The 20,073-nt window shown below is 69.7% G+C and carries 16 protein-coding genes; 12 read left to right on the top strand and 4 right to left on the bottom strand.

Annotated elements, in window-relative coordinates; genetic code table 11:
• Positions 1-65: 65 nt before the first annotated feature.
• From ACFWZ5_RS22185 to ACFWZ5_RS22175, 3 genes are all read left to right on the top strand, one after another.
• Entirely contained in the window at positions 66-857 is a 792-nt protein-coding gene (locus tag ACFWZ5_RS22185; protein ID WP_384800804.1) for a GNAT family N-acetyltransferase, read from the top strand.
• A gap of 300 nt (positions 858-1,157) precedes the next feature.
• Positions 1,158-3,002: an IucA/IucC family protein gene (locus ACFWZ5_RS22180; RefSeq protein ID WP_384800816.1), complete on the top strand. Its 1,845-nt coding sequence runs from the start codon at positions 1,158-1,160 to the stop codon at positions 3,000-3,002.
• Positions 3,003-3,042: 40 nt separating this feature from the next.
• Entirely contained in the window at positions 3,043-5,013 is a 1,971-nt protein-coding gene (locus ACFWZ5_RS22175; protein ID WP_384800801.1) for an ATP-dependent DNA helicase, read from the top strand.
• Between the two features lie 184 nt (positions 5,014-5,197).
• On the opposite strand, the gene lexA is transcribed toward ACFWZ5_RS22175, so the two are convergent.
• Positions 5,198-5,983: a transcriptional repressor LexA gene (gene lexA, locus ACFWZ5_RS22170; protein ID WP_384800798.1), complete on the bottom strand. Its 786-nt coding sequence runs from the start codon at positions 5,981-5,983 to the stop codon at positions 5,198-5,200.
• Positions 5,984-6,566: 583 nt separating this feature from the next.
• Here lexA and nrdR point away from each other — a divergent pair.
• On the top strand, positions 6,567-7,121 hold the full coding sequence (gene nrdR, locus ACFWZ5_RS22165; RefSeq protein ID WP_384800794.1) for a transcriptional regulator NrdR: 555 nt from the start codon (positions 6,567-6,569) through the stop codon (positions 7,119-7,121).
• A 140-nt stretch (positions 7,122-7,261) separates the two neighbouring features.
• Positions 7,262-10,153 carry a vitamin B12-dependent ribonucleotide reductase gene (locus ACFWZ5_RS22160; RefSeq protein WP_384800791.1) on the top strand — a complete coding sequence of 964 codons (2,892 nt, stop codon included), beginning with the start codon at positions 7,262-7,264 and terminating at the stop codon, positions 10,151-10,153.
• A gap of 91 nt (positions 10,154-10,244) precedes the next feature.
• Here ACFWZ5_RS22160 and ACFWZ5_RS22155 read toward each other — a convergent pair whose 3' ends face one another.
• A complete protein-coding gene (locus ACFWZ5_RS22155; protein ID WP_384795671.1) occupies positions 10,245-10,775 on the bottom strand; it encodes a TerD family protein in 531 nt (176 codons plus the stop codon).
• A gap of 134 nt (positions 10,776-10,909) precedes the next feature.
• Between ACFWZ5_RS22155 and ACFWZ5_RS22150 the strand changes: the two genes are divergently transcribed.
• Positions 10,910-11,731 carry an arylamine N-acetyltransferase gene (locus tag ACFWZ5_RS22150; RefSeq protein ID WP_384795672.1) on the top strand — a complete coding sequence of 274 codons (822 nt, stop codon included), beginning with the start codon at positions 10,910-10,912 and terminating at the stop codon, positions 11,729-11,731.
• A gap of 33 nt (positions 11,732-11,764) precedes the next feature.
• Positions 11,765-12,370 carry a YdbC family protein gene (locus ACFWZ5_RS22145; RefSeq protein WP_384795674.1) on the top strand — a complete coding sequence of 202 codons (606 nt, stop codon included), beginning with the start codon at positions 11,765-11,767 and terminating at the stop codon, positions 12,368-12,370.
• A 168-nt stretch (positions 12,371-12,538) separates the two neighbouring features.
• Here ACFWZ5_RS22145 and ACFWZ5_RS22140 read toward each other — a convergent pair whose 3' ends face one another.
• Entirely contained in the window at positions 12,539-13,318 is a 780-nt protein-coding gene (locus ACFWZ5_RS22140) for a TetR/AcrR family transcriptional regulator (protein ID WP_384795676.1), read from the bottom strand.
• 201 nt (positions 13,319-13,519) lie between these two features.
• On the opposite strand from ACFWZ5_RS22140, the gene abc-f reads away from it, so the two are divergent.
• The 3 genes from abc-f to ACFWZ5_RS22125 are packed head-to-tail and all read left to right on the top strand — an operon-like array spanning position 13,520 to position 16,742.
• Positions 13,520-15,130: a ribosomal protection-like ABC-F family protein gene (gene abc-f, locus ACFWZ5_RS22135; protein ID WP_384795678.1), complete on the top strand. Its 1,611-nt coding sequence runs from the start codon at positions 13,520-13,522 to the stop codon at positions 15,128-15,130.
• A 34-nt stretch (positions 15,131-15,164) separates the two neighbouring features.
• Positions 15,165-15,824, top strand: coding sequence for a histidine phosphatase family protein (locus ACFWZ5_RS22130; RefSeq protein WP_384795680.1), 660 nt, complete (start codon positions 15,165-15,167; stop codon positions 15,822-15,824).
• A gap of 12 nt (positions 15,825-15,836) precedes the next feature.
• The gene (locus ACFWZ5_RS22125) at positions 15,837-16,742 is read left to right on the top strand and encodes an ADP-ribosylglycohydrolase family protein (RefSeq protein WP_384795683.1); all 906 of its coding nucleotides are present in this window, start codon (positions 15,837-15,839) and stop codon (positions 16,740-16,742) included.
• A 77-nt stretch (positions 16,743-16,819) separates the two neighbouring features.
• On the opposite strand, the gene ACFWZ5_RS22120 is transcribed toward ACFWZ5_RS22125, so the two are convergent.
• A complete protein-coding gene (locus ACFWZ5_RS22120) occupies positions 16,820-18,376 on the bottom strand; it encodes an MFS transporter (RefSeq protein WP_384795685.1) in 1,557 nt (518 codons plus the stop codon).
• A gap of 125 nt (positions 18,377-18,501) precedes the next feature.
• On the opposite strand from ACFWZ5_RS22120, the gene ACFWZ5_RS22115 reads away from it, so the two are divergent.
• Positions 18,502-19,116, top strand: a complete 615-nt coding sequence (locus ACFWZ5_RS22115) for a TetR/AcrR family transcriptional regulator (RefSeq protein WP_384795687.1) — start codon at positions 18,502-18,504, stop codon at positions 19,114-19,116.
• Between the two features lie 206 nt (positions 19,117-19,322).
• Positions 19,323-20,024, top strand: coding sequence for a ribonuclease HII (locus ACFWZ5_RS22110; RefSeq protein ID WP_384795689.1), 702 nt, complete (start codon positions 19,323-19,325; stop codon positions 20,022-20,024).
• Positions 20,025-20,073 lie beyond the last annotated feature (49 nt).

Here is a 20,073-nt window from a genome sequence, read left to right as displayed (position 1 = left end):
ACCCCCTTTCCGAGGCCCATGCCCCACCCCTGCTGAACCCGTCCCCTGCCGAGAGGAACGACGCCGTGCCTCCCACCGACGCAAGCACCGACGCGAGCACCGCCGCCGGAACCGAGCCCACCATCGCAGGTGCCACGGACTGTGAAGACACCCTGGACCTGCGACTTCCCGACGAGCTCATCGCGCTGATCGCCGAGAGCGGCGGGCACCCGGATCCCGCGGCGGCCGTCGGCGGAAGCGACGGCGCGGGCACGGCGGCGGACGGCACGACGGACGTGGCGCGGGGGGACCTGCTCGACCACGTGGCCGCCTGGGACCCGGCCGTGACCGAGGCGGGCGTGTTCCGGCTCGTCCCCGTCCGCCTCGAACGCGACCTGCAGCTCATCAGCCGGTGGATGAACGACCCCGCCGTGGCCGCGTTCTGGGAGCTGGCGGGGCCCCCATCCGTGACCGAGGCCCACCTGCGCCCTCAACTCGACGGAGACGGCCGCAGCGTCCCCTGCCTCGGCGTCCTCGACGGCATGCCCATGAGCTACTGGGAGATCTACCGCGCCGACCTCGACCCACTGGCCCGCCATTACCCGGCGCGCCCGCACGACACCGGACTTCACCTCCTCATCGGCGGTGTCGCCGACCGCGGCCGAGGACTCGGCACCACCTTGCTGAGAGCCGTCGCCGATCTGGTACTCGACCACCGCCCCACCTGCGCACGCGTCGTAGCTGAACCAGACCTGCGCAACACCCCCTCCGTCTCCGCATTTCTCAGCGCGGGCTTCCGCTTCGCCGCTGAGGTGGACCTCCCCGACAAACGAGCGGCGCTCATGGTCCACGACCGGGCCCTGCGCGCCCTCCTCTGACCTGCTCGCCCGACCACTCACTGGCCACTCATCTCTGTTACACCGCTCGACCCGATCCGGTTCCCTCCCCGAGGAGTCCCCGTGCCGAATCCCGCAGATCCGCAGCATCACCACGACCCGCAGAGCCGCCACAACCCGCAGAACCATCACGACACCCAGCCTCGCCACGACACCCCGCCTCGCCACGACACACAGCCACGCAGCCAAGCGCCGACACTGGCCGCACCGCCGACGCGGAACACACCGCAGCCCCGCAACGACGTGGAGAAACATCGCGACGCCAAGGCATTCCACGACCAGCTGAGCCCGCACGGCCCGGCCGCGCTCTGCAACCCGCCCGAGCTGACCGGGGAGCGCTGGGAGCAGGCAGGTCGACGGCTACTCGCCAAGATCGTCGGCGAGTTCGCGTACGAAGAGATCATCCAGCCCGTCCCGGAGGAGCGGACAGGGCAGGAGGACGGCGGCGCGGCCGACTATCGCCTCCTCCTCGACGCCCCTGCCGAGGGCGACGGGCCCCGCCCCTGCCTCACCTTCCGCGCACGCCGTGGCGCGTACGACGGCTGGCGCGTGGACCCGGCCAGCCTCACCCTCGCCGAAGGCGCCAGCGCCGCACGGCCGCTGACCGACCCCCTGTGGTTCCTGGCGGCCGCGCGCCGCACCCTGGGCCTCGACGGCGCCACGCTCGGGCACCTCATCCGCGAGCTGACCGTCACTCTCAGCGCCGACACGCGCCTGGACCACGGTGCCCTCACCACCGCCGAGCTCGCCGACCTCGGGTACGCGGAACTCGAAGGACACCAGACGGGCCACCCCTGGCTCGTCCTCAACAAAGGCCGCATCGGCTTCTCCGCGAGCGACGCGCAGTGCTGGGCGCCCGAGGCCCGCACCAGCACGGCCATCCCCTGGATCGCCGTCCACACGAGCCTGGCCACCTACCGCGGCGTGACCGGTCTGGACAGTGCCGACCGGCTGTACGCCCGCGAACTCGCCCCCGCCGTCCGGGAGTCCTATGCCGCCGTACTCCGCGCGCGGGGCGTCGATCCGCAGGAGTACCTGTATCTGCCCGTGCACCCCTGGCAGTGGGACGACGTCGTGCTGCCGCTGTTCGCCCCCTCCGTGGCCGCCGGAAAGATCGTTCCGTTGCCCTCCGACGGTGACTTGCGCCTGCCCCAGCAGTCCATCCGTACGTTCCTGAACACCACGCGTCCGGACCGGCACACCGTCAAGCTGCCGCTGTCGGTCCTGAACACCCTGGTGTGGCGCGGCCTGCCCACCGAGCGCACGCTCACGGCCCCGGCCGTCACCTCCTGGGTGCACGCTCTGCGCGACGGGGACCCCTTCCTGCGCGACGAGTGTCGGGTGATCCTCCTAGGAGAGGTCGCATCCGTGGCCGTCGAGCACCCCGTGTACGACTCCTTGCCGGAAGTGCCCTACCAGTACAAGGAGTTGCTCGGCTCCATCTGGCGCGAGCCGATCACCCGCTATCTCGCCCCCGGGGAGCGCGCCCGCACGCTCGCGTGCCTCCTGCACACCGACCCGGAGGGGCGTGCTTTCGTCGCGGAGCTCGTCGGGCGCTCAGGCCTCACACCCACCACATGGCTGAGCCATTTGTTCGCGGCGCTGCTGCCGCCCCTCCTGCAGTTCCTCTACCGGTACGGCACCGTCTTCTCGCCCCACGGGGAGAACGCCATCGTCGTCTTCGACGACAAGGACGTGCCGACGCGGCTCGCGATGAAGGACTTCGTCGACGACGTCAACGTCAGCGCCGAGCCCGTGCCGGAGCACGGCTCCATGCCCGACGAGGTACGCGACATCCTGCTCACCGAGCCGCCGGCCTTCCTCACGCAGTTCATCCACGCGGGGCTCTTCGTCGGAGTCTTCCGCTACCTGGCGCCTCTGTGCGAGGAGCAGCTCGGCGTCCCCGAGTCCGCATTCTGGTCCCTGGTGCGTGCCGAGATCCTGCGCCACCAGGCCCGGGCCCCGGAGCTCACGGAGCGGTACGAGATGTTCGACCTGCTCACACCGCGTATCGACCGGCTGTGTCTCAACCGCAACAGGCTCCACCTCGACGGCTACCGCGACCGCGCGGAGCGCCCGCACGCCGCCGTCCACGGGACCGTGCCCAACCCCCTCCACGAGCATTGATCGCGGCGTTGTCAGTGGGGCACCGTAGGGTGGTCGGGCTATGACGAAGCCCTCTCTTCCCGAGCTCCTGCACGCCGCCGTCACCGCCGTCGGCGGCACGGAGCGCCCTGGCCAGGTGACCATGGCCGAGACCGTCGCCGAGGCGATCGACGACGGTTCCCACCTGCTGGTCCAGGCCGGCACCGGCACGGGTAAATCCCTCGGCTATCTGGTGCCCGCGCTGGCGCACGGGGAGCGTGTCGTCGTGGCGACGGCCACCCTCGCGCTCCAGCGGCAGCTGGTGGAGCGAGACCTGCCGCGCACGGTGGACTCGCTGCACCCGCTGCTGCGCCGCCGCCCCGAGTTCGCCATGCTCAAGGGCCGGTCGAACTATCTGTGTCTGCACCGCCTCCACGAAGGCGTGCCGCAGGACGAGGAAGAGGGCCTCTTCGACCAGTTCGAGGCGGCCGCGCCGACCAGCAAGCTCGGCCGGGACCTGCTGCGCCTGCGGGACTGGGCGGACGAGACGGAGACCGGTGACCGCGACGACCTCACCCCCGGGGTCTCCGACCGCGCCTGGGCCCAGGTGTCCGTCTCCTCCAGGGAGTGCCTGGGCGCCACCAGGTGCGCGTACGGCCAGGAGTGCTTCGCCGAGGCGGCCCGCGAGCGCGCCAAGCTCTCCGAGGTCGTGGTCACCAACCACGCACTGCTCGCGATCGACGCCATCGAAGGCGCGCCGGTGCTCCCGCAGCACGAGGTGCTGATCGTGGACGAGGCCCACGAGCTGGTCTCCCGCGTCACCGGCGTCGCCACGGGGGAGCTCACTCCGGGCCAGGTCAACCGCGCGGTGCGCCGCGCGGCGAAGCTGGTCAACGAGAAGGCGGCGGATCAGCTCCAGACCGCCGCTGAGGGCTTCGAGCGGCTGATGGAGCTGGCCCTGCCCGGCCGCCTGGAGGAGATCCCCGAGGACCTCGGCTACGCGCTGATGGCCCTCCGTGACGCAGCCCGCACGGTCATCTCGGCGCTCGGTTCCACGCGCGACAAGTCGGTCCAGGACGAGGACGCGGTCCGCAAGCAGGCCCTGGCGTCCGTGGAGACCATCCACGACGTGGCGGAGCGCATCACGAACGGCTCCGAGTACGACGTCGTCTGGTACGAGCGCCACGACCGCTTCGGCGCCTCCCTTCGGGTGGCTCCCATGTCCGTCTCGGGGCTGCTGCGCGAGAAGCTCTTCACGGACCGCTCCGTGATCCTCACGTCCGCCACGCTCAAGCTGGGCGGCGATTTCAACGGCGTGGGGGCCTCGCTCGGCCTCGCCCCGGAGGGCACCAAGTCCGAGGACACCCCGGCCTGGAAGGGGATCGACGTCGGTTCCCCCTTCGACTACCGCAAGCAGGGGATCTTGTACGTCGCGCAGCACCTGGCCCGCCCGGCGCGCGAGGGTACGCGCGGCGACATGCTGGACGAGCTCGCCGAGCTGATCGAGGCGGCGGGCGGGCGCACGCTCGGCCTCTTCTCCTCGATGCGGGCGGCGCAGTCCGCGGCCGAGGAGCTGCGGGGCCGGCTGGACATGCCGATCCTGCTGCAGGGCGAGGAGACCCTGGGCGAGTTGATCAAGGGTTTCGCGGCCGACCCGAAGACCTGTCTGTTCGGCACGCTGTCGCTGTGGCAGGGCGTCGATGTGCCGGGCGCCAGCTGCCAGCTGGTGATCATGGACAAGATTCCGTTCCCGCGCCCCGACGACCCGCTGATGAGCGCCCGCCAGAAGGCCGTGGACGACGCGGGCGGCAACGGCTTCATGGCGGTCGCGGCGACGCACGCGGCGCTCCTGATGGCGCAGGGCGCGGGCCGTCTCGTGCGCGCGTCGGGCGACCGCGGTGTGGTGGCCATCCTCGACCCGCGCCTGGCCACCGCGCGGTACGGCAGCTATCTGCGGGCGTCTCTGCCGGACTTCTGGTACACGACGGACCGCAACCAGGTGCGCCGCTCGCTGGCCGCGATCGATGCGGCGGCGCAGCAGAAGGGCGAGTAACGGCGGCGGGAGGGAGAGGGGCTGGCCGCGGCGCTCAGGCGGCACGCGGCCGACCTCAGCAGGCGTGCGCATGTGCGTACGTATCCATCACTCGGTACGCACGTGATCGGGCGGCACCCACGTGAACAGGGCAGGGCCCCGGAACCGGCGCAGTGGGTCCCGGGGCCCGGTCAGGGGCGCAGGCTCACACGCGCCGCAGTACGGCTACCACCTTGCCGAGGATGGTCGCCTCGTCCCCGGGGATCGGCTGGTACGCGGCGTTGTGCGGCAGCAGCCAGACGTGACCGTCCTCGCGCTTGAAGCGCTTGACCGTGGCCTCTCCGTCGAGCATGGCGGCGACGATGTCGCCGTTCTCCGCGACGGGCTGGCGGCGGACCGTGACCCAGTCGCCGTCGCAGATCGCCGCTTCGATCATGGAGTCGCCGACGACCTTCAGGACGAACAGCTCACCGTCGCCGACGAGCTGCCGGGGGAGGGGGAACACGTCCTCGACCGACTCCTCGGCGAGGATCGGGCCGCCTGCCGCGATACGGCCGACGAGCGGGACGTACGAAGCGGCGGGCTTGCCGGTGGTGTCCGTGGCCTGGGTGCTCGGCTGGTCCGAGCCGCGCACCTCGTACGCGCGCGGGCGGTGGGGGTCGCGACGCAGGAAGCCCTTGCGCTCGAGGGCCATGAGCTGGTGGGCCACCGACGACGTGCTGGAGAGGCCGACCGCCTGTCCGATCTCCCGCATCGACGGCGGGTAGCCACGCCGCTGCACCGAGTCCCTGATGACTTCGATCACTCGGCGCTGGCGATCGGTGAGCCCGGAGCTGTCGGCGCGGATTCCTGGAGGTCGGCCCGGCAGGGAGCGCGTGGGCTTGAGCCCCTCCTGGTTCGTGGCTGCGTCATTCATGGCATGCACCGGCTCGAATCGGCTCTGGGAGCGGTCCTGGGCAGTGATGGTGGCGCTGTCTGCGGTGGTGGTCACGTCGGTCGGCCCCTCTCGAAATGTTCTCCCTAGTTAGCCAACGGTAGTTGCTTTCGAAAGGTTGCGCCAAACACACGTTCGAGTGAAAAATCGCAGATTGCCTGACGTGATCATGTGTCTGGGTGTATGGCTAACGCGCGGACCGAAAGGCAATTCGGTTCATTACGGTACGCTTCACCGCCGGGGTCGTAACCCTGCCGGGTGAGGCTCTCATAGTGCCACTCCAAGCCCCGTCAACCCCGCACCGGCCCCACCGCGGTGGTGTCCGCGTAGGCGCACGCTGCCCGCGCGAGGATGCTCGTCGTCCGCGCGAGGGCTCGGGCGACGCGGCGCGCGAAGGGTGCGGGCGCCGTGCGCCAGGGGCGCCGGGCCCCGTGCGCGCGCGGCGTACCGGCGCGACACGCGAGGCGTCGAAATTTACGGCAAACCCCAGATCTAGTGGTTGGATTGCAACCGCAGCCCAGAAGTTGTGGTCCCTGGTCTTTCGGGGCCGCGGGCATCGCCTATGCTTGGGGCTGCTTCGAGGGCCTCAAGGGCCCGCTGAGGCCTTTGAGTCGTGCCGTGAAGGAGGGTTGGGAGTTCCATGCACTGCCCCTTCTGCAGGCACCCCGACAGCCGCGTAGTCGACAGCCGCACCACCGATGACGGCACGTCGATCCGCAGGCGCCGTCAGTGCCCGGACTGCTCCCGCCGTTTCACGACGGTGGAGACGTGCTCGCTGATGGTGGTCAAGCGCAGTGGCGTGACCGAGCCCTTCAGCAGGACGAAGGTCATCAACGGCGTCCGTAAGGCGTGCCAAGGCCGGCCGGTGACGGAGGACGCGCTGGCCCAGCTCGGCCAGCGGGTCGAAGAGGCGGTGCGAGCCACCGGAAGCGCCGAGCTGACCACCCACGACGTGGGGCTTGCCATACTCGGCCCGCTGCAGGAGCTCGACCTCGTCGCCTATCTGCGCTTCGCGTCCGTGTACCGGGCGTTCGACTCGCTGGAGGACTTCGAGGCCGCGATCGAAGAGCTGCGGGGCCAGCGGGACCAACGGCGCGACGACGCGCCGGACAGCTCCGTTACGGAGCGTGCCGCGACCGGCCGCGGGCCCGGTGGGACTGTCGAAGTCCCGCAGCCTGCCACCGCCGCCGACTGACCGTCCCACCGACGGTTCGGCGGCGAACCAGACCTGTTGTGGGACGGCCCCTGTAGGGGTGCCCGCAACACAAGACACACACCGTGCTGCGGGAAGAACGTGGCACTTCAGGGCGTTTTAGCCTGATACAGGGAGGCGGCATGACCGAGACGACGAGCGGCCCGGCACGAGGTTCCCGCGCCAAGGGATCCAAGGGCGCCAAGGGCCTGCGTATCGAACGCATCCACACGACCCCCGGCGTGCATCCGTACGACGAGGTGACCTGGGAGCGCCGCGACGTCGTCATGACCAACTGGCGCGACGGCTCGGTCAACTTCGAGCAGCGCGGCGTGGAGTTCCCCGACTTCTGGTCGGTGAACGCGGTCAACATCGTCACGAGCAAGTACTTCCGAGGCGCGGTCGGCACCCCGCAGCGCGAGGTGAGCCTGAAGCAGCTCATCGACCGCATCGTGAAGACGTACCGGAAGGCCGGCGAGGACTACAAGTACTTCGCCTCGCCCGCGGACGCCGAGATCTTCGAGCACGAGCTGGCGTACGCCCTCCTGCACCAGATCTTCAGCTTCAACTCGCCGGTGTGGTTCAACGTCGGCACGCCCCAGCCGCAGCAGGTCTCCGCCTGCTTCATCCTGGCCGTCGACGACTCCATGGAGTCGATCCTCGACTGGTACAAGGAAGAGGGCATGATCTTCAAGGGCGGCTCCGGTGCCGGCCTGAACCTCTCCCGCATCCGTTCCTCGAAGGAACTCCTCTCCTCCGGAGGCAACGCCTCGGGCCCGGTCTCCTTCATGCGGGGCGCCGACGCCTCCGCAGGAACGATCAAGTCGGGCGGTGCCACGCGCCGCGCGGCGAAGATGGTCGTCCTCGATGTGGACCACCCGGACATCGAGGACTTCATCGAGACCAAGGTCAAGGAAGAGGAGAAGATCCGCGCCCTGCGTGACGCGGGCTTCGACATGGACCTGGGCGGCGACGACATCACGTCCGTCCAGTACCAGAACGCCAACAACTCGGTCCGCGTGAACGGCGAGTTCATGCGGGCGGTCGAGACCGGCGGCAAGTTCGGCCTGCGTGCCCGCATGACCGGTGAGGTCATCGAGGAGGTCGACGCCAAGGCGCTGTTCCGCAAGATGGCCGAGGCCGCCTGGGCCTGCGCCGACCCCGGCATCCAGTACGACGACACCATCAACCGCTGGCACACCTGCCCCGAGTCCGGCCGGATCACCGCGTCGAACCCGTGCAGCGAGTACATGCACCTGGACAACACGTCCTGCAACCTCGCCTCGCTGAACCTGATGAAGTTCCTCAAGGACGACGGCAAAGGCAACCAGTCCTTCGAGGCCGAGCGCTTCGCCAAGGTCGTCGAGCTGGTCATCACCGCGATGGACATCTCCATCTGCTTCGCGGACTTCCCGACCCAGAAGATCGGCGAGAACACCCGCGCCTTCCGCCAGCTCGGCATCGGCTACGCCAACCTCGGCGCCCTCCTGATGGCCACCGGCCACGCCTACGACTCCGACGGCGGCCGCGCCCTCGCCGGCGCCATCACGTCGCTGATGACCGGCACCTCGTACAAGCGCTCCGCCGAGCTCGCCGCGGTCGTCGGCGCCTACGACGGCTACGCCCGCAACGCCGAGCCGCACCAGCGCGTCATGAAGCAGCACGCCGACGCCAACGCCGTGGCCGTCCGCATGGACGACCTGGACACCCCGATCTGGGCCGCCGCCACGGAGGCCTGGCAGGACGTGATCCGGCTCGGCGAGAAGAACGGTTTCCGTAACTCGCAGGCGTCGGTCATCGCGCCGACCGGCACCATCGGTCTCGCGATGTCCTGCGACACCACCGGCCTGGAGCCGGACCTGGCCCTGGTCAAGTTCAAGAAGCTCGTCGGCGGCGGCTCGATGCAGATCGTCAACGGCACCGTGCCGCAGGCCCTGCGTCGCCTGGGCTACCAGGAGGAGCAGATCGAGGCGATCGTCGCCCACATCGCCGAGAACGGCAATGTGATCGACGCCCCGGGTCTGAAGACCGAGCACTACGAGGTCTTCGACTGCGCCATGGGCGAGCGCTCCATCTCCGCGATGGGCCACGTCCGCATGATGGCCGCCATCCAGCCCTGGATCTCCGGCGCGCTCTCCAAGACGGTCAACCTGCCGGAGACCGCGACCGTCGAGGACGTCGAAGAGGTCTACTTCGAGGCCTGGAAGATGGGCGTCAAGGCGCTCGCGATCTACCGCGACAACTGCAAGGTCGGCCAGCCGCTCTCCGCCAAGAAGAAGGAGGACGAGAAGGCCGAGGTGACCGAGAAGGCCGAGGCGACGATCCGCGAGGCCGTCGAGAAGGTCGTCGAGTACCGCCCGGTCCGCAAGCGTCTGCCCAAGGGTCGCCCCGGCATCACCACCTCCTTCACGGTGGGCGGCGCCGAGGGCTACATGACGGCCAACTCCTACCCGGACGACGGCCTCGGCGAGGTCTTCCTGAAGATGTCCAAGCAGGGCTCCACCCTCGCGGGCATGATGGACGCCTTCTCCATCGCCGTCTCCGTCGGCCTGCAGTACGGCGTGCCCCTGGAGACGTACGTCTCGAAGTTCACGAACATGCGCTTCGAGCCGGCCGGCATGACCGATGACCCGGACGTGCGGATGGCGCAGTCGATCGTCGACTACATCTTCCGCCGCCTGGCCCTGGACTTCCTGCCCTTCGAGACCCGCTCCGCGCTCGGCATCCACTCCGCCGAGGAGCGCCAGCGTCACCTGGAGACCGGTTCGTACGAGCCGGCCGACGAGGACGTCGACGTCGAGGGCCTGGCCCAGTCCGCTCCGCGCCAGACGGAGACCCTGAAGGCGGTCGCCACCCCCAAGGCGCCGGTCGAGGCACCCGCCCCGCAGCAGGCGCACACCAGCGCCGAGCTCGTCGAGATGCAGCTGGGCATCCAGGCGGACGCGCCGCTGTGCTTCTCCTGCGGTACGAAGATGCAGCGCGCCGGCTCGTGCTACATCTGCGAGGGCTGCGGCTCCACCAGCGGTTGCAGCTGATCGCTTGACGCCGTGAGGTGAGGGGCGGCGGGCCTGGACGGCCCGCCGCCCCTCATCGCGTTCTCAGCGGACGCCGCGCGTTCTCAGCTTCTCAGCGGACGCCACCCATGGCGGAGGTGAAGGACGCCAGGTCCGTGTCGAAGCCGTGGAGCAGCTCCCGGAACGACCAGGGGCCGCCGGGCTGGTCCCGGGCGAACTCGGCGACCACGGAGGCCGTGCAGCCAGCCACTTCCGTGAAGTCGTGCTCCGTGAGGTCCGTGTACCCCTCGCGGATCCGGACCGAGGCATTCACTATGTCCCCGAAGACCCTGCCCTCCGGAGGCTGCTGGATGGCCACGCCGACCACCACGCGCACGTACCTCTCGGCAAGCCGCTCCAGCTCCAGGACCATGACCTCGTCGTAGCCGAAACCCTGGCCGGTCCTGCTGTCCCTGCTGAGCGTGATCGTGCCGTCCGGGGAGCGGCTGTCGAAGTGCACGAGGTAGGCCGGGCTGCCGTGGGGGTCGTCGGAGGTGTACGTCGCGGCGACGATGTCCAGGTCGTGGTGCGGCGTGCCGACGGGGCTCGGGTCCCATCTCAGGCCGACCTCGACCTTCCCGAGCCCCTTGCTGATGCTGCTCACCGAACTCCCCCTCACCGTTGGCCGGTTACCACCGCTGATTGCCAGTGCTACGGACACGCTAAGGCCTGCCACTGACATCGGTGTCGCGAACCCCGCAGTTTGCACACGGTGCGACAGCGGCGATCATTGTGCCCATGACATGGCACGGGGAGGAACTGGACGTCGAGGCCTACTTGACCCGGATCGGCTACGGGGGAGAGGCGAAGCCGGATCTGGCGACACTGCGGGCGCTGCACCGGGCGCACGTGACGTCGATCCCGTTCGAAAACCTGGAGATCATGGTCGGCCGCCCGGTCCTGCTGGACCTGGCCGCTCTGCAGGACAAGATGGTGCGCCGTCCGCGCGGGGGTTACTGCTACGAACAGAACCTCCTGTTCGCCGCCGCCCTGGAGCGGATCGGGTTCTCCGTGACGGGCCTCGGCGCCCGCGTCAGAGCGGGGGCGTCCTCCACGCGCGCGGTGACCCACATGCTCCTCAGCGTCGAGGCGGACGGTGAACGGTGGCACTGTGACGTCGGGTTCGGAGGCGACGGGCTGCTCGAGCCGCTGCCGTTGCGTGACGGTGTCGACGTGCGCCAAGGAGAGTGGCGGTTCGGCCTTGGACGCGAGGGGGGCGGCACCTGGGTGCTGCGGACCGAGCGCTCCGACGGCTGGTTCGACCTGTACGCGTACACGCTGGCGGAGTGTCTGCCCGTCGACTACGTAGTGATGAACCACTACACCTCGACCCACCCCAGGTCCGGCTTCGTCCGGCGCCCCGTGGTGCAGCAGGCCACTCCTGACGTACGACGCAGGCTGATCGGCGCACAACTGACCGTCACGCGCCCCGACGGCTCGGCGGACGAACGGGACGTACCCGTAAGCGAGTTGCGTGACGTGCTTGCGCGGGAGTTCGGGGTCGAGCTCGATGACGCGGACCTCGCGGAGCTGATCCGGGTGCACTACCCGGGAGCGTGAACCTGGCCACGCGCCGCGCCGTACGATGGCGCGGTGCTGGTCAAGTGGATTCGCTGCACCGTGGTGGACCGCCGGGGTTTCGAGCGGGCGCAGCGAAAGTGGGCGGGGCTTCTGGGGGAGCCGGGATTCCGGGGGCAGGGCGGAGGGTGGAGCCGTGGTCGGCCCGATGTGGCCCACGTCTTCGCGTTCTGGGAGAGCCGCGCTTTCTACGACTCCTTCATGGCACGCTCGCACGACCGGCTGGCCGCGGCACAGACGGGGACGTACAAGGACATCGACATCAAGCTCTTCGAGCACCGTTTCGACGTGAAGACGGGCTTCGAGCCGCGCTTCACGGACACCGATGTGGTGCGCGTGGCGCACTGCCGGGTGCACGAGGAGCGAGTGGAGCACTTCGCACTGATGCAGGAGAAGGTCTGGAATCCGGCCATGGCCGGCTCTCCGGGGATGGTGCGGGGGCTCTTCGGAGAGGCCCCTGGCCACGAGTTCCTGATCCTTTCGATGTGGCAGTCGGCCGCCGAACACGGGAAGTACCGCGTGGAGCGCGTGGAACGGCTGTCGCTCCGGGCACAGACCGAGGCGGACATCGCGGCGCTCACGGGGGACGTCGTGCAGTTGGAGCCGTCGTGGACCGTGTGAGGCCCGTGGCGCCAGCAGTGTGAGGGCAGGGGGCGGCCGTGGGTGTTGAGCCCCTGGGGACGCGCTGTCAACAGGTCCACTCGGTGAAGTGGTCCGCACGCTGCCTGGTGTGCGTGGGACTGGACGCGCGGCTCACGCGGGATGCGGACTCTCACACGGGATGCGGAATCAGCGCCTGGTGAACGCGCCCGCACGAGTGGCGGCCAGCGCCGCTGCCGCCGACTGGTCCGCGAGCGCGGTGTCGATCGGCTCCCGGGTGATGAACGCGCGCAGCATCAGGGGGGCGGAAACGGCCCGGACCACCGCCGCCGCATCGACGTCCGCGTCCGCCTCGCCGCGTTCCACCGCCCGCGTGACGACGGACTCGCAGCGCGCGAAGCGCTCGGCGTAGAAAGCGCGCAGGGCGTCGGCCGCGCGCGGGGACTGGAATGCGGCGGCGATGAAGGCGGTCGGTGCGGCGGCCTTCGCGGGGTCCGCGAACGCGTCGACGGCCTCACGGGCCAGTTCGCGCAGGTCACCCTCCAGGGTGCCGGTGTCCGGCGGGGTCCAGCTGTCCTCGCCCGCCAGGTCAAGGGCGTCGGCCACCAGCCCTTCCAGGCCGCCCCAGCGCCGGTAGAGGGTGGTCTTGTGGACGCCCGAGTGCTCGGCCACGTACTCGACGGTCAGGCCGGGGTAGCCGTGGTCGCTCAGGCCGCTCAGGACGGCGTCGCGCACGGCCGCGCGGGTGCGGGCGGTGCGGCCGCCGGGGCGGCGGGTGCCGGGTGGGGAGGGTGCGGAGGTCTTGGCGGGCTCCGTGGGGTTGCTGGGCTTGGTGGGTGTGGCGGGCTCAGTGGGATTGGTGCGATTGGTGGGTGTGGCAGGTCCAGTGGGTGTGGTGGGCGTGGCAGGCCTGTTGAGCGGCTCGGTCGCCGCGTTCGTGGCTTGGTTCTCCGCTGCCTGGTCTCTCATCCCTGGGCCTCTGCTTCTTCCTTCTGTGGTCGTGACGGCCGCCCTTCTGCGACCGCGACGGCCGTGCGGCCGTGACAGCCACACTCAATCACAACTTCTGTTGCGTTAACGAGAGGGCTGTGCCAGACTCGACGTAACGCGACAAGTGTTGCGTTAGCTTGTCGGTGGCTGAATCAGGCGTGTACGAAAGCGGGGGTGCCCATGCCTACTCAGATCTCGGTGCGCGGTGTGACCAAGGCTCGTGGTGACCGGCTGCTGTTCGACGGGATCTCCTTCACGGTCCGCCCGGGCGAACGCGTGGGCGTCGTGGGCGAGAACGGGGCGGGGAAGTCCACGCTCCTCCGCTTGCTGACAGGGGCCGAACAGCCCGATGGCGGCGACGTGCGGTCGGTCGCAGAGGGAGGCGCCGGATTCCTCGCGCAGACGCCCCAGCTGTCCGCGGACCGCAGCGTCGGCGACGCGATCGACGGGGCCCTGGCCGAACTGCGTTCCATGGAGCGGCGCTTGCGCGACCTTGAGGGTGGCCTTGCGGACGCGCCCGGGACAGTCCTGGAGGAGTACGGCGATCTGCTCACGGCCTTCGAGCTCCGCGGCGGCTACGAAGCCGACGCGCGGGTCGACAAGGCCATGCATGGACTCGGGCTCGCGCACATAGACCGCGATCGTGAGCTGGGCGGACTGTCCGGCGGCGAGCAGGCGCGCCTCGGCCTTGCCTGCCTGATCGCCGCCTCTCCCGAGGTGATGTTCCTCGACGAGCCGACCAACCATCTCGACGAGGCCGCGCTCGACTGGCTGGAGACCGCCCTGCTCGCGCATCAGGGCACCGTTGTCGCGGTTTCCCACGACCGGACGTTCCTGGAGCGTGTCGCCACCGCGATCCTCGAAGTCGACGAAGCCCGCCGCACAGTCGTGCGCTACGGAGACGGCTATCAGGGCCTGCTCGCCGAGCGTGCGGCGGCCCGGCAGCGCTGGGAGCAGGCCCACGCGGAATGGTGCGAGGAGACGCGCCGCCTGGAGGAGTCCACGGCGACCACAGCGCACGCCGTGGCTGGAGGCCGTGCCATCAAGGACAACAACAAAATGGCGTACGACCGCGCCGGAGGCCGCGTCCAGGCCTCCGTCGCAGGCCGTGTCCGCAACGCTCAGGAGCGGCTGCGCCGCCTGCGCGAACACCCGGTGCCCAAGCCGCCCGAGCCGCTGCGCTTCGCCGCCCGCCCGGCGACCGGAGCGGTCAAGGGAGACCTGGTCGCGCTGAGGAACGTGCGGGTCGGCGACCGGCTCCACGTGGCGGAGCTCACCGTCACGGCCGGCGAGCGACTGCTCATCCACGGCGGCAACGGCGCCGGCAAGTCCACGCTGCTGCGCACCATGGCGGGCGTGATCGCACCGGACGAGGGCTCGGTCGTCCGCCGGGGCCGTATCGGCTACTTGGCTCAGGAGATCCCCGTGCGCCGCCCCACCGAGCGCGTCCTCGAGGTCTTCGGCAGCGGCTTGCCGCTCACCGAGGAGGAGCAGGCCGAACTACTGCTCTCGTACGGACTCTTCCGCCCGCGGGACCTCCATGTCCCCGTCGGATCGCTCTCCGCCGGACAGCGCCGGAGACTCGCTCTCGCCCGGCTGCTCGCGAGGCCCGCGGACCTGCTCCTGCTCGACGAGCCGGCCAACCATCTCGCCCTGACCCTGGTCGAGGAGCTGGAAGAGGCTCTCGACCAGTGGCCCGGCGCTCTCGTGGTCGTCTCCCACGACAGGCTTCTGCGGAGCCGCTTCACCGGGCGAATACGCCGGATGGAGTCCGGACGGCTACCCGGCTGAGCCGGTCGTACGAGAGCCGATCTAGGGTCGACCCATGGCACGACCCCGGCGCATCGTCCTCGTCCGGCACGGCGAGTCGGTCGGCAACGCCGACGACACCGTGTACGAGCGCGAGCCCGACCATGCGCTCGCCCTCACTGAGACGGGGTGGCGCCAGGCAGAGGAGACCGGGAAGCGGCTGCGGGAGGTGTTCGGCCGGGAGCGGATCAGCGTGTACGTCTCGCCGTACCGCCGCACCCACGAGACCTTCCGCGCGCTGCACCTCGACCCTCAGCTGGTGCGGGTACGGGAGGAGCCGCGGCTGCGCGAGCAGGACTGGGGGAACTGGCAGGACCGGGACGACGTCAGGCTGCAGAAGGCGTACCGCGACGCCTATGGGCACTTCTTCTACCGCTTCGCGCAGGGCGAGTCGGGCGCCGATGTCTACGACCGGGTCGGCTCCTTCCTGGAGAGCCTGTACCGCAGCTTCGAGGCTCCCGACCATCCGCCGAACGTGCTGCTGGTCACCCACGGGCTGACCATGCGCCTGTTCTGCATGCGGTGGTTCCACTGGTCGGTGGCCGAGTTCGAGTCGCTGTCCAATCCGGGCAACGGCGAGACGCGGACGCTGCGACTCGGCGAGAACGGCAAGTACACACTCGACCGACCGTTCGAGCGCTGGCGGGAGCCGGAGCCGTACGGAATCACCGGATAGAGTGACAGGGCGATGACCGCTGACCTCTCTCCCGACCGGCGCCTGGACCGCGCGCTGGCCAGCCTGCGCGGCCTGGTGGTGGGAGACGCGCTGGGCTCCCAGTTCTTCACGCCCGCGCACTACCCGCTGCTCAAGCGTCGTGAGCTGCCCGCCGGACCCTGGCCCTGGACCGACGACACCGAGATGGCGTGCTCCGTGCTGGCTGTCCTCGCCCGGCACGGCAGGATCGACCAGGACGCGCTGGCCCTCTCCTTCGCCGAGCACCAGAACGTCGACCGCGGGTACGGCCCCGCCGTGGACCGGCTGCTCGGGCAGATCAGAAACGGCGGAGACTGGCGCGAGCTGGCGTCCGCCCTGTTTAAGGGGCAGGGATCCTGGGGCAACGGCGCGTCCATGCGGATCGCGCCGCTCGGCGCCTGGTACGCCGACGACCCGGAGCAGGCGACCCATCAGGCGGAGATCTCCGCCTACACCACACACCAGCACCGGGAGGCCGTCGTAGGGGCCATGGCGGTCGCCGCCGCGGCTGCACTGGCCGCCGACCCCGCAGGGCCGCCGACCTCCAAGGCGCTGCTCGACGGAGTCATCGCCCTGGTGCCCCGCAGCGCAGTCGGGGCAGGGCTGCGGCGAGCTCGGGACATGCTCGACTACGGCGACGCCGGGACGGTCGCCGCCGTGCTGGGATGCGGGCGCCGCACGACCGCGCACGACACCGTGCCCTTCGCCCTGTGGTCGGCCGCTCGCGCGCTCGGCGACTATGAGCGGGCCTTCTGGGCCACCGCGGCGGTGGGCGGCGACATGGACACGACTTGCGCGATCGTCGGGGGAGTCGTCGCCGCGGCAGGTGGGGCGCCGCCTGCCGTGTGGCTGGAGCGCACCGAGCCGCTGCCCGACTGGGTGCCGACGACGGTGGCCTGACCTCGACCGACGTCAGGTGGCTCCGTGCGTACCGAGCTGACCTCGCGGACCGCTCGGCAGGCACACGCTTCCCTCTGTCAGCCCCCAGCCGGACCCGCCGCGCTCGCCGTACCGGAGAGCGCATCCAGGTCGCTCTTGCGCACCCGGATCACCAGCAAGGCGGTGACCAGGGCGAGCACGGCCATGCCGACCCCCGGGATGAAGGCTGTGGCGATGCCCTCGGACAGCACCTCATGCCCCCACGGCGGTGGCAGCTCGTGGGACTTGGCGAATGCGGCCTTCTGCTCCGGTGAGGCGTGCGCCATGAAGTCCGGTATCTGCTCCTTGGCCTCGTCCCTGCTCGCCGTACCGAAGACCGTGGTCAGGATCGACAGACCGAGCGAACCGCCCACCTGCTGCGTCGCGTTGAGCAGGCCCGAGGCGGCGCCCGCCTCGTGCACGGCGACGCCGGACACCGCCGTCAGGGTCAGCGTCACGAAGTTCAGGCCCATGCCGAAGCCGAAAAGCAGCATCGGGCCGAGCACCCCGCTGACGTACGAGCTGTCCGGAGTGATGAACGTCTGCCAGCCGAGCCCGAGGGCGACGATCGCCGAACCCGTCACCATGAAGGGCTTGGGGCCGAGCACCGGCAGCATCCGCTGCGAGAGACCCGCGCCGAGCACGATCGCGGCGGTGACGGGCAGGAAGGCCAGACCCGCCTCGATGGGGGAGTAGTCCAGGACGTTCTGGACGAAGAGCACGAGGAAGAAGAAGATGCCGAACATCGCCGCGGCCAGACTCAGCATGATCACGTACGTGCCGGAGCGGTTGCGGTCGGCGAACATCTTGAGCGGGGTGATCGGCTCCTTGGCTCGGCTCTCGACGAGCACGAAGGCGAGCAGCAGCACGACCGCCGCGCCGAACGAGCCCAGCGTGAGGCTGTCGCGCCAGCCGTCCTCGGATGCCCTGATGAATCCGTAGACCAAGGAGGCCATGCCCGCGGTCGACGTCAGGGCGCCCACGAAGTCGAACCGTCCGGGATGGCGCTCGGACTCGCTGATGTAGAGGGGTGTCAGGAAGGCGATCAGCACACCGATGGGGACGTTCACGAACAGCACCCAGCGCCAGTCCAGCCACTCCGTGAGCATGCCGCCCGCCAGGAGGCCGATGGCGCCGCCGCCCGCGGATACGGCAGCGAAGACGCCGAACGCGCGGTTCCGCTCCGGCCCTTCGGGGAATGTCGTCGTGATCAGCGCGAGCGACGTGGGCGACGCGATCGCGCCACCGACGCCCTGAAGGGCGCGCGCCGCCAGCAACTGCCAGGGCTCCTGGGCGAAACCACCGAGGAGGGAGGCGAGCGTGAAGAGCAGGATGCCGGCCATGAAGACCCGGCGGCGGCCCAGGATGTCACCCGCGCGCCCGCCGAGGAGCAGCAGGCCGCCGAAAGTGAGCGTGTACGCACTGACGACCCAAGTGAGATCCGTCGTCGAGAACTTGAGCGCATCCTGAATGTGCGGAAGCGCGATGTTCACAATCGTCGCATCCAGGACCACCATGAGTTGGCAGGCGGCGATGATGGTGAGGGCCAGGCCGCGATGTCCTTCGCGACGGGCCGCACCAGGTTTTTGATCTTGCCTTAACTGAGAGGTTGTCACTATGGATCCCCTACAAGTGCGTTAGTGAACGCATCCGTTCACTGGCGCTCCCTACGGTAGTGATCCTCAACAGTGAACGCAAGCGTTCTCTGGCGCTGCCTTGATCGCTCAACGGAGAGATAGAGATGGCTACTTCGCGTTGGACGGCCGCTTCCGCTCAGGTGGTCGCCTCGCGTCGCCGAGGCCCTGTACTGGAACGCGCGATTCTCGAGTCCGCCCTGGAACAGCTCAGCACGGTCGGCTGGAACGGGCTGACGATGGAGGGCGTGGCCGCGGGCGCGCAGACCGGCAAGGCCGCGGTGTACCGTCGCTGGCCCTCCAAGGAGGACCTCGTCATCGACGCCTTGGGGGCAGGCCTGCCCAAGCTCGACGAGGTGCCCGACTGCGGAAATGTCCGCGAGGACCTGTTGCAGTTGTGCCGCCAGATGCGCGCGGCGATGACGTCCCGCCCCGGCTACGCCCTGATGGCGGTGCTTCACGAGTGCGACACGGCAACCGCCGAGCGCTTCCATGGAGTGATCGTCGAGGGTGTCATCGAGCCGAGTGTGGAACTGATCAGACAGGTGATGAGGCGAGGGATCGAGCGTGGAGAGGTGCGTTCCGGAGCGACGGACGCGTTCGTCTGCGATGTGATTCCCGCGATGATGATGTACCGCACCAAGGTGTGCGGGAGCGAATGGACCGATGAGGAATTCATCGGCCTGATCGATCAGGTCATGGTTCCGCTGCTGCGCCGGTGAACCGCGTGAAACCGCGTCCGTGAGCCGCGTGACGCAGTCCCCGAGCCGTATGGGCCGTCCGTGAGTGGTGCGGAATGGCGGCGTCCGTATGCGGCGCGACAGGGCGGCGCGGTGCGTCTGCCCGGGGCTCGGCGAACCGAGGCGTCGCGAGCTGGGCGAACCGGGGTGTCGCGAGTGGTCATCGGCGGCGTACGCTGTCTGGCGCCATGCCGTACGAAGCACCCACCCACACCGTCGAGCGCTCCCTGCGCGCCACCACCGGAGCGAAGATCGTCGCCGGTGTCGACGAAGTCGGTCGCGGGGCGTGGGCGGGGCCGGTCACCGTCTGTGCGGCGGTCACGGGACTCCGCAGGCCCCCCGCAGGGCTCACCGATTCCAAGCTCATCAGCCCCAAGCGGCGGCTCGAACTCGCCGAGGAGCTGGAGGGCTGGGTCACGGCACACGCTCTGGGGCACGCCTCGCCCGAGGAGATCGACGACCTGGGGATGACGGCCGCCCTGCGGCTCGCCGCGGTGCGTGCCCTGGAGGGTCTGCCGGTCCGTCCGGAAGCGATCATTCTCGACGGGAAGCACGACTATCTCGGGGCTCCGTGGCGGGTGCGTACGGTGATCAAGGGGGATCAGTCCTGCGTGGCCGTCGCGGCGGCATCGGTGATCGCCAAGGTTCAGCGCGACAAAATGATGGCCGAACTGGGCATCGAACATGCAGACTTCGGTTTTGCGGCCAACGCCGGTTATCCGTCACCGGTGCACAAGGCCGCGCTGGCGGAACGGGGACCCACCCCGTACCACCGGCTTTCGTGGGCGTATCTTGATGCGCTGCCCCAGTGGCGGCACCTCAAGAAGGCCCGCAGCTGGGCGGAGGGAAACGTTCCGGAAATCGAGGGCCAGCTCGGCTTTGAGTTCTGATGTTTTCCGCAGTTCCGGTCGCACTCATGTGCCACCCGCCGACGCGTGT

The organism is Streptomyces sp. NPDC059003 (assembly GCF_042740445.1).
Classification (GTDB): Bacteria; Actinomycetota; Actinomycetes; order Streptomycetales; family Streptomycetaceae; genus Streptomyces.
Note: the sequence above shows the minus strand (reverse complement) of the source record. Positions and strands in the feature narration are given on the sequence as shown.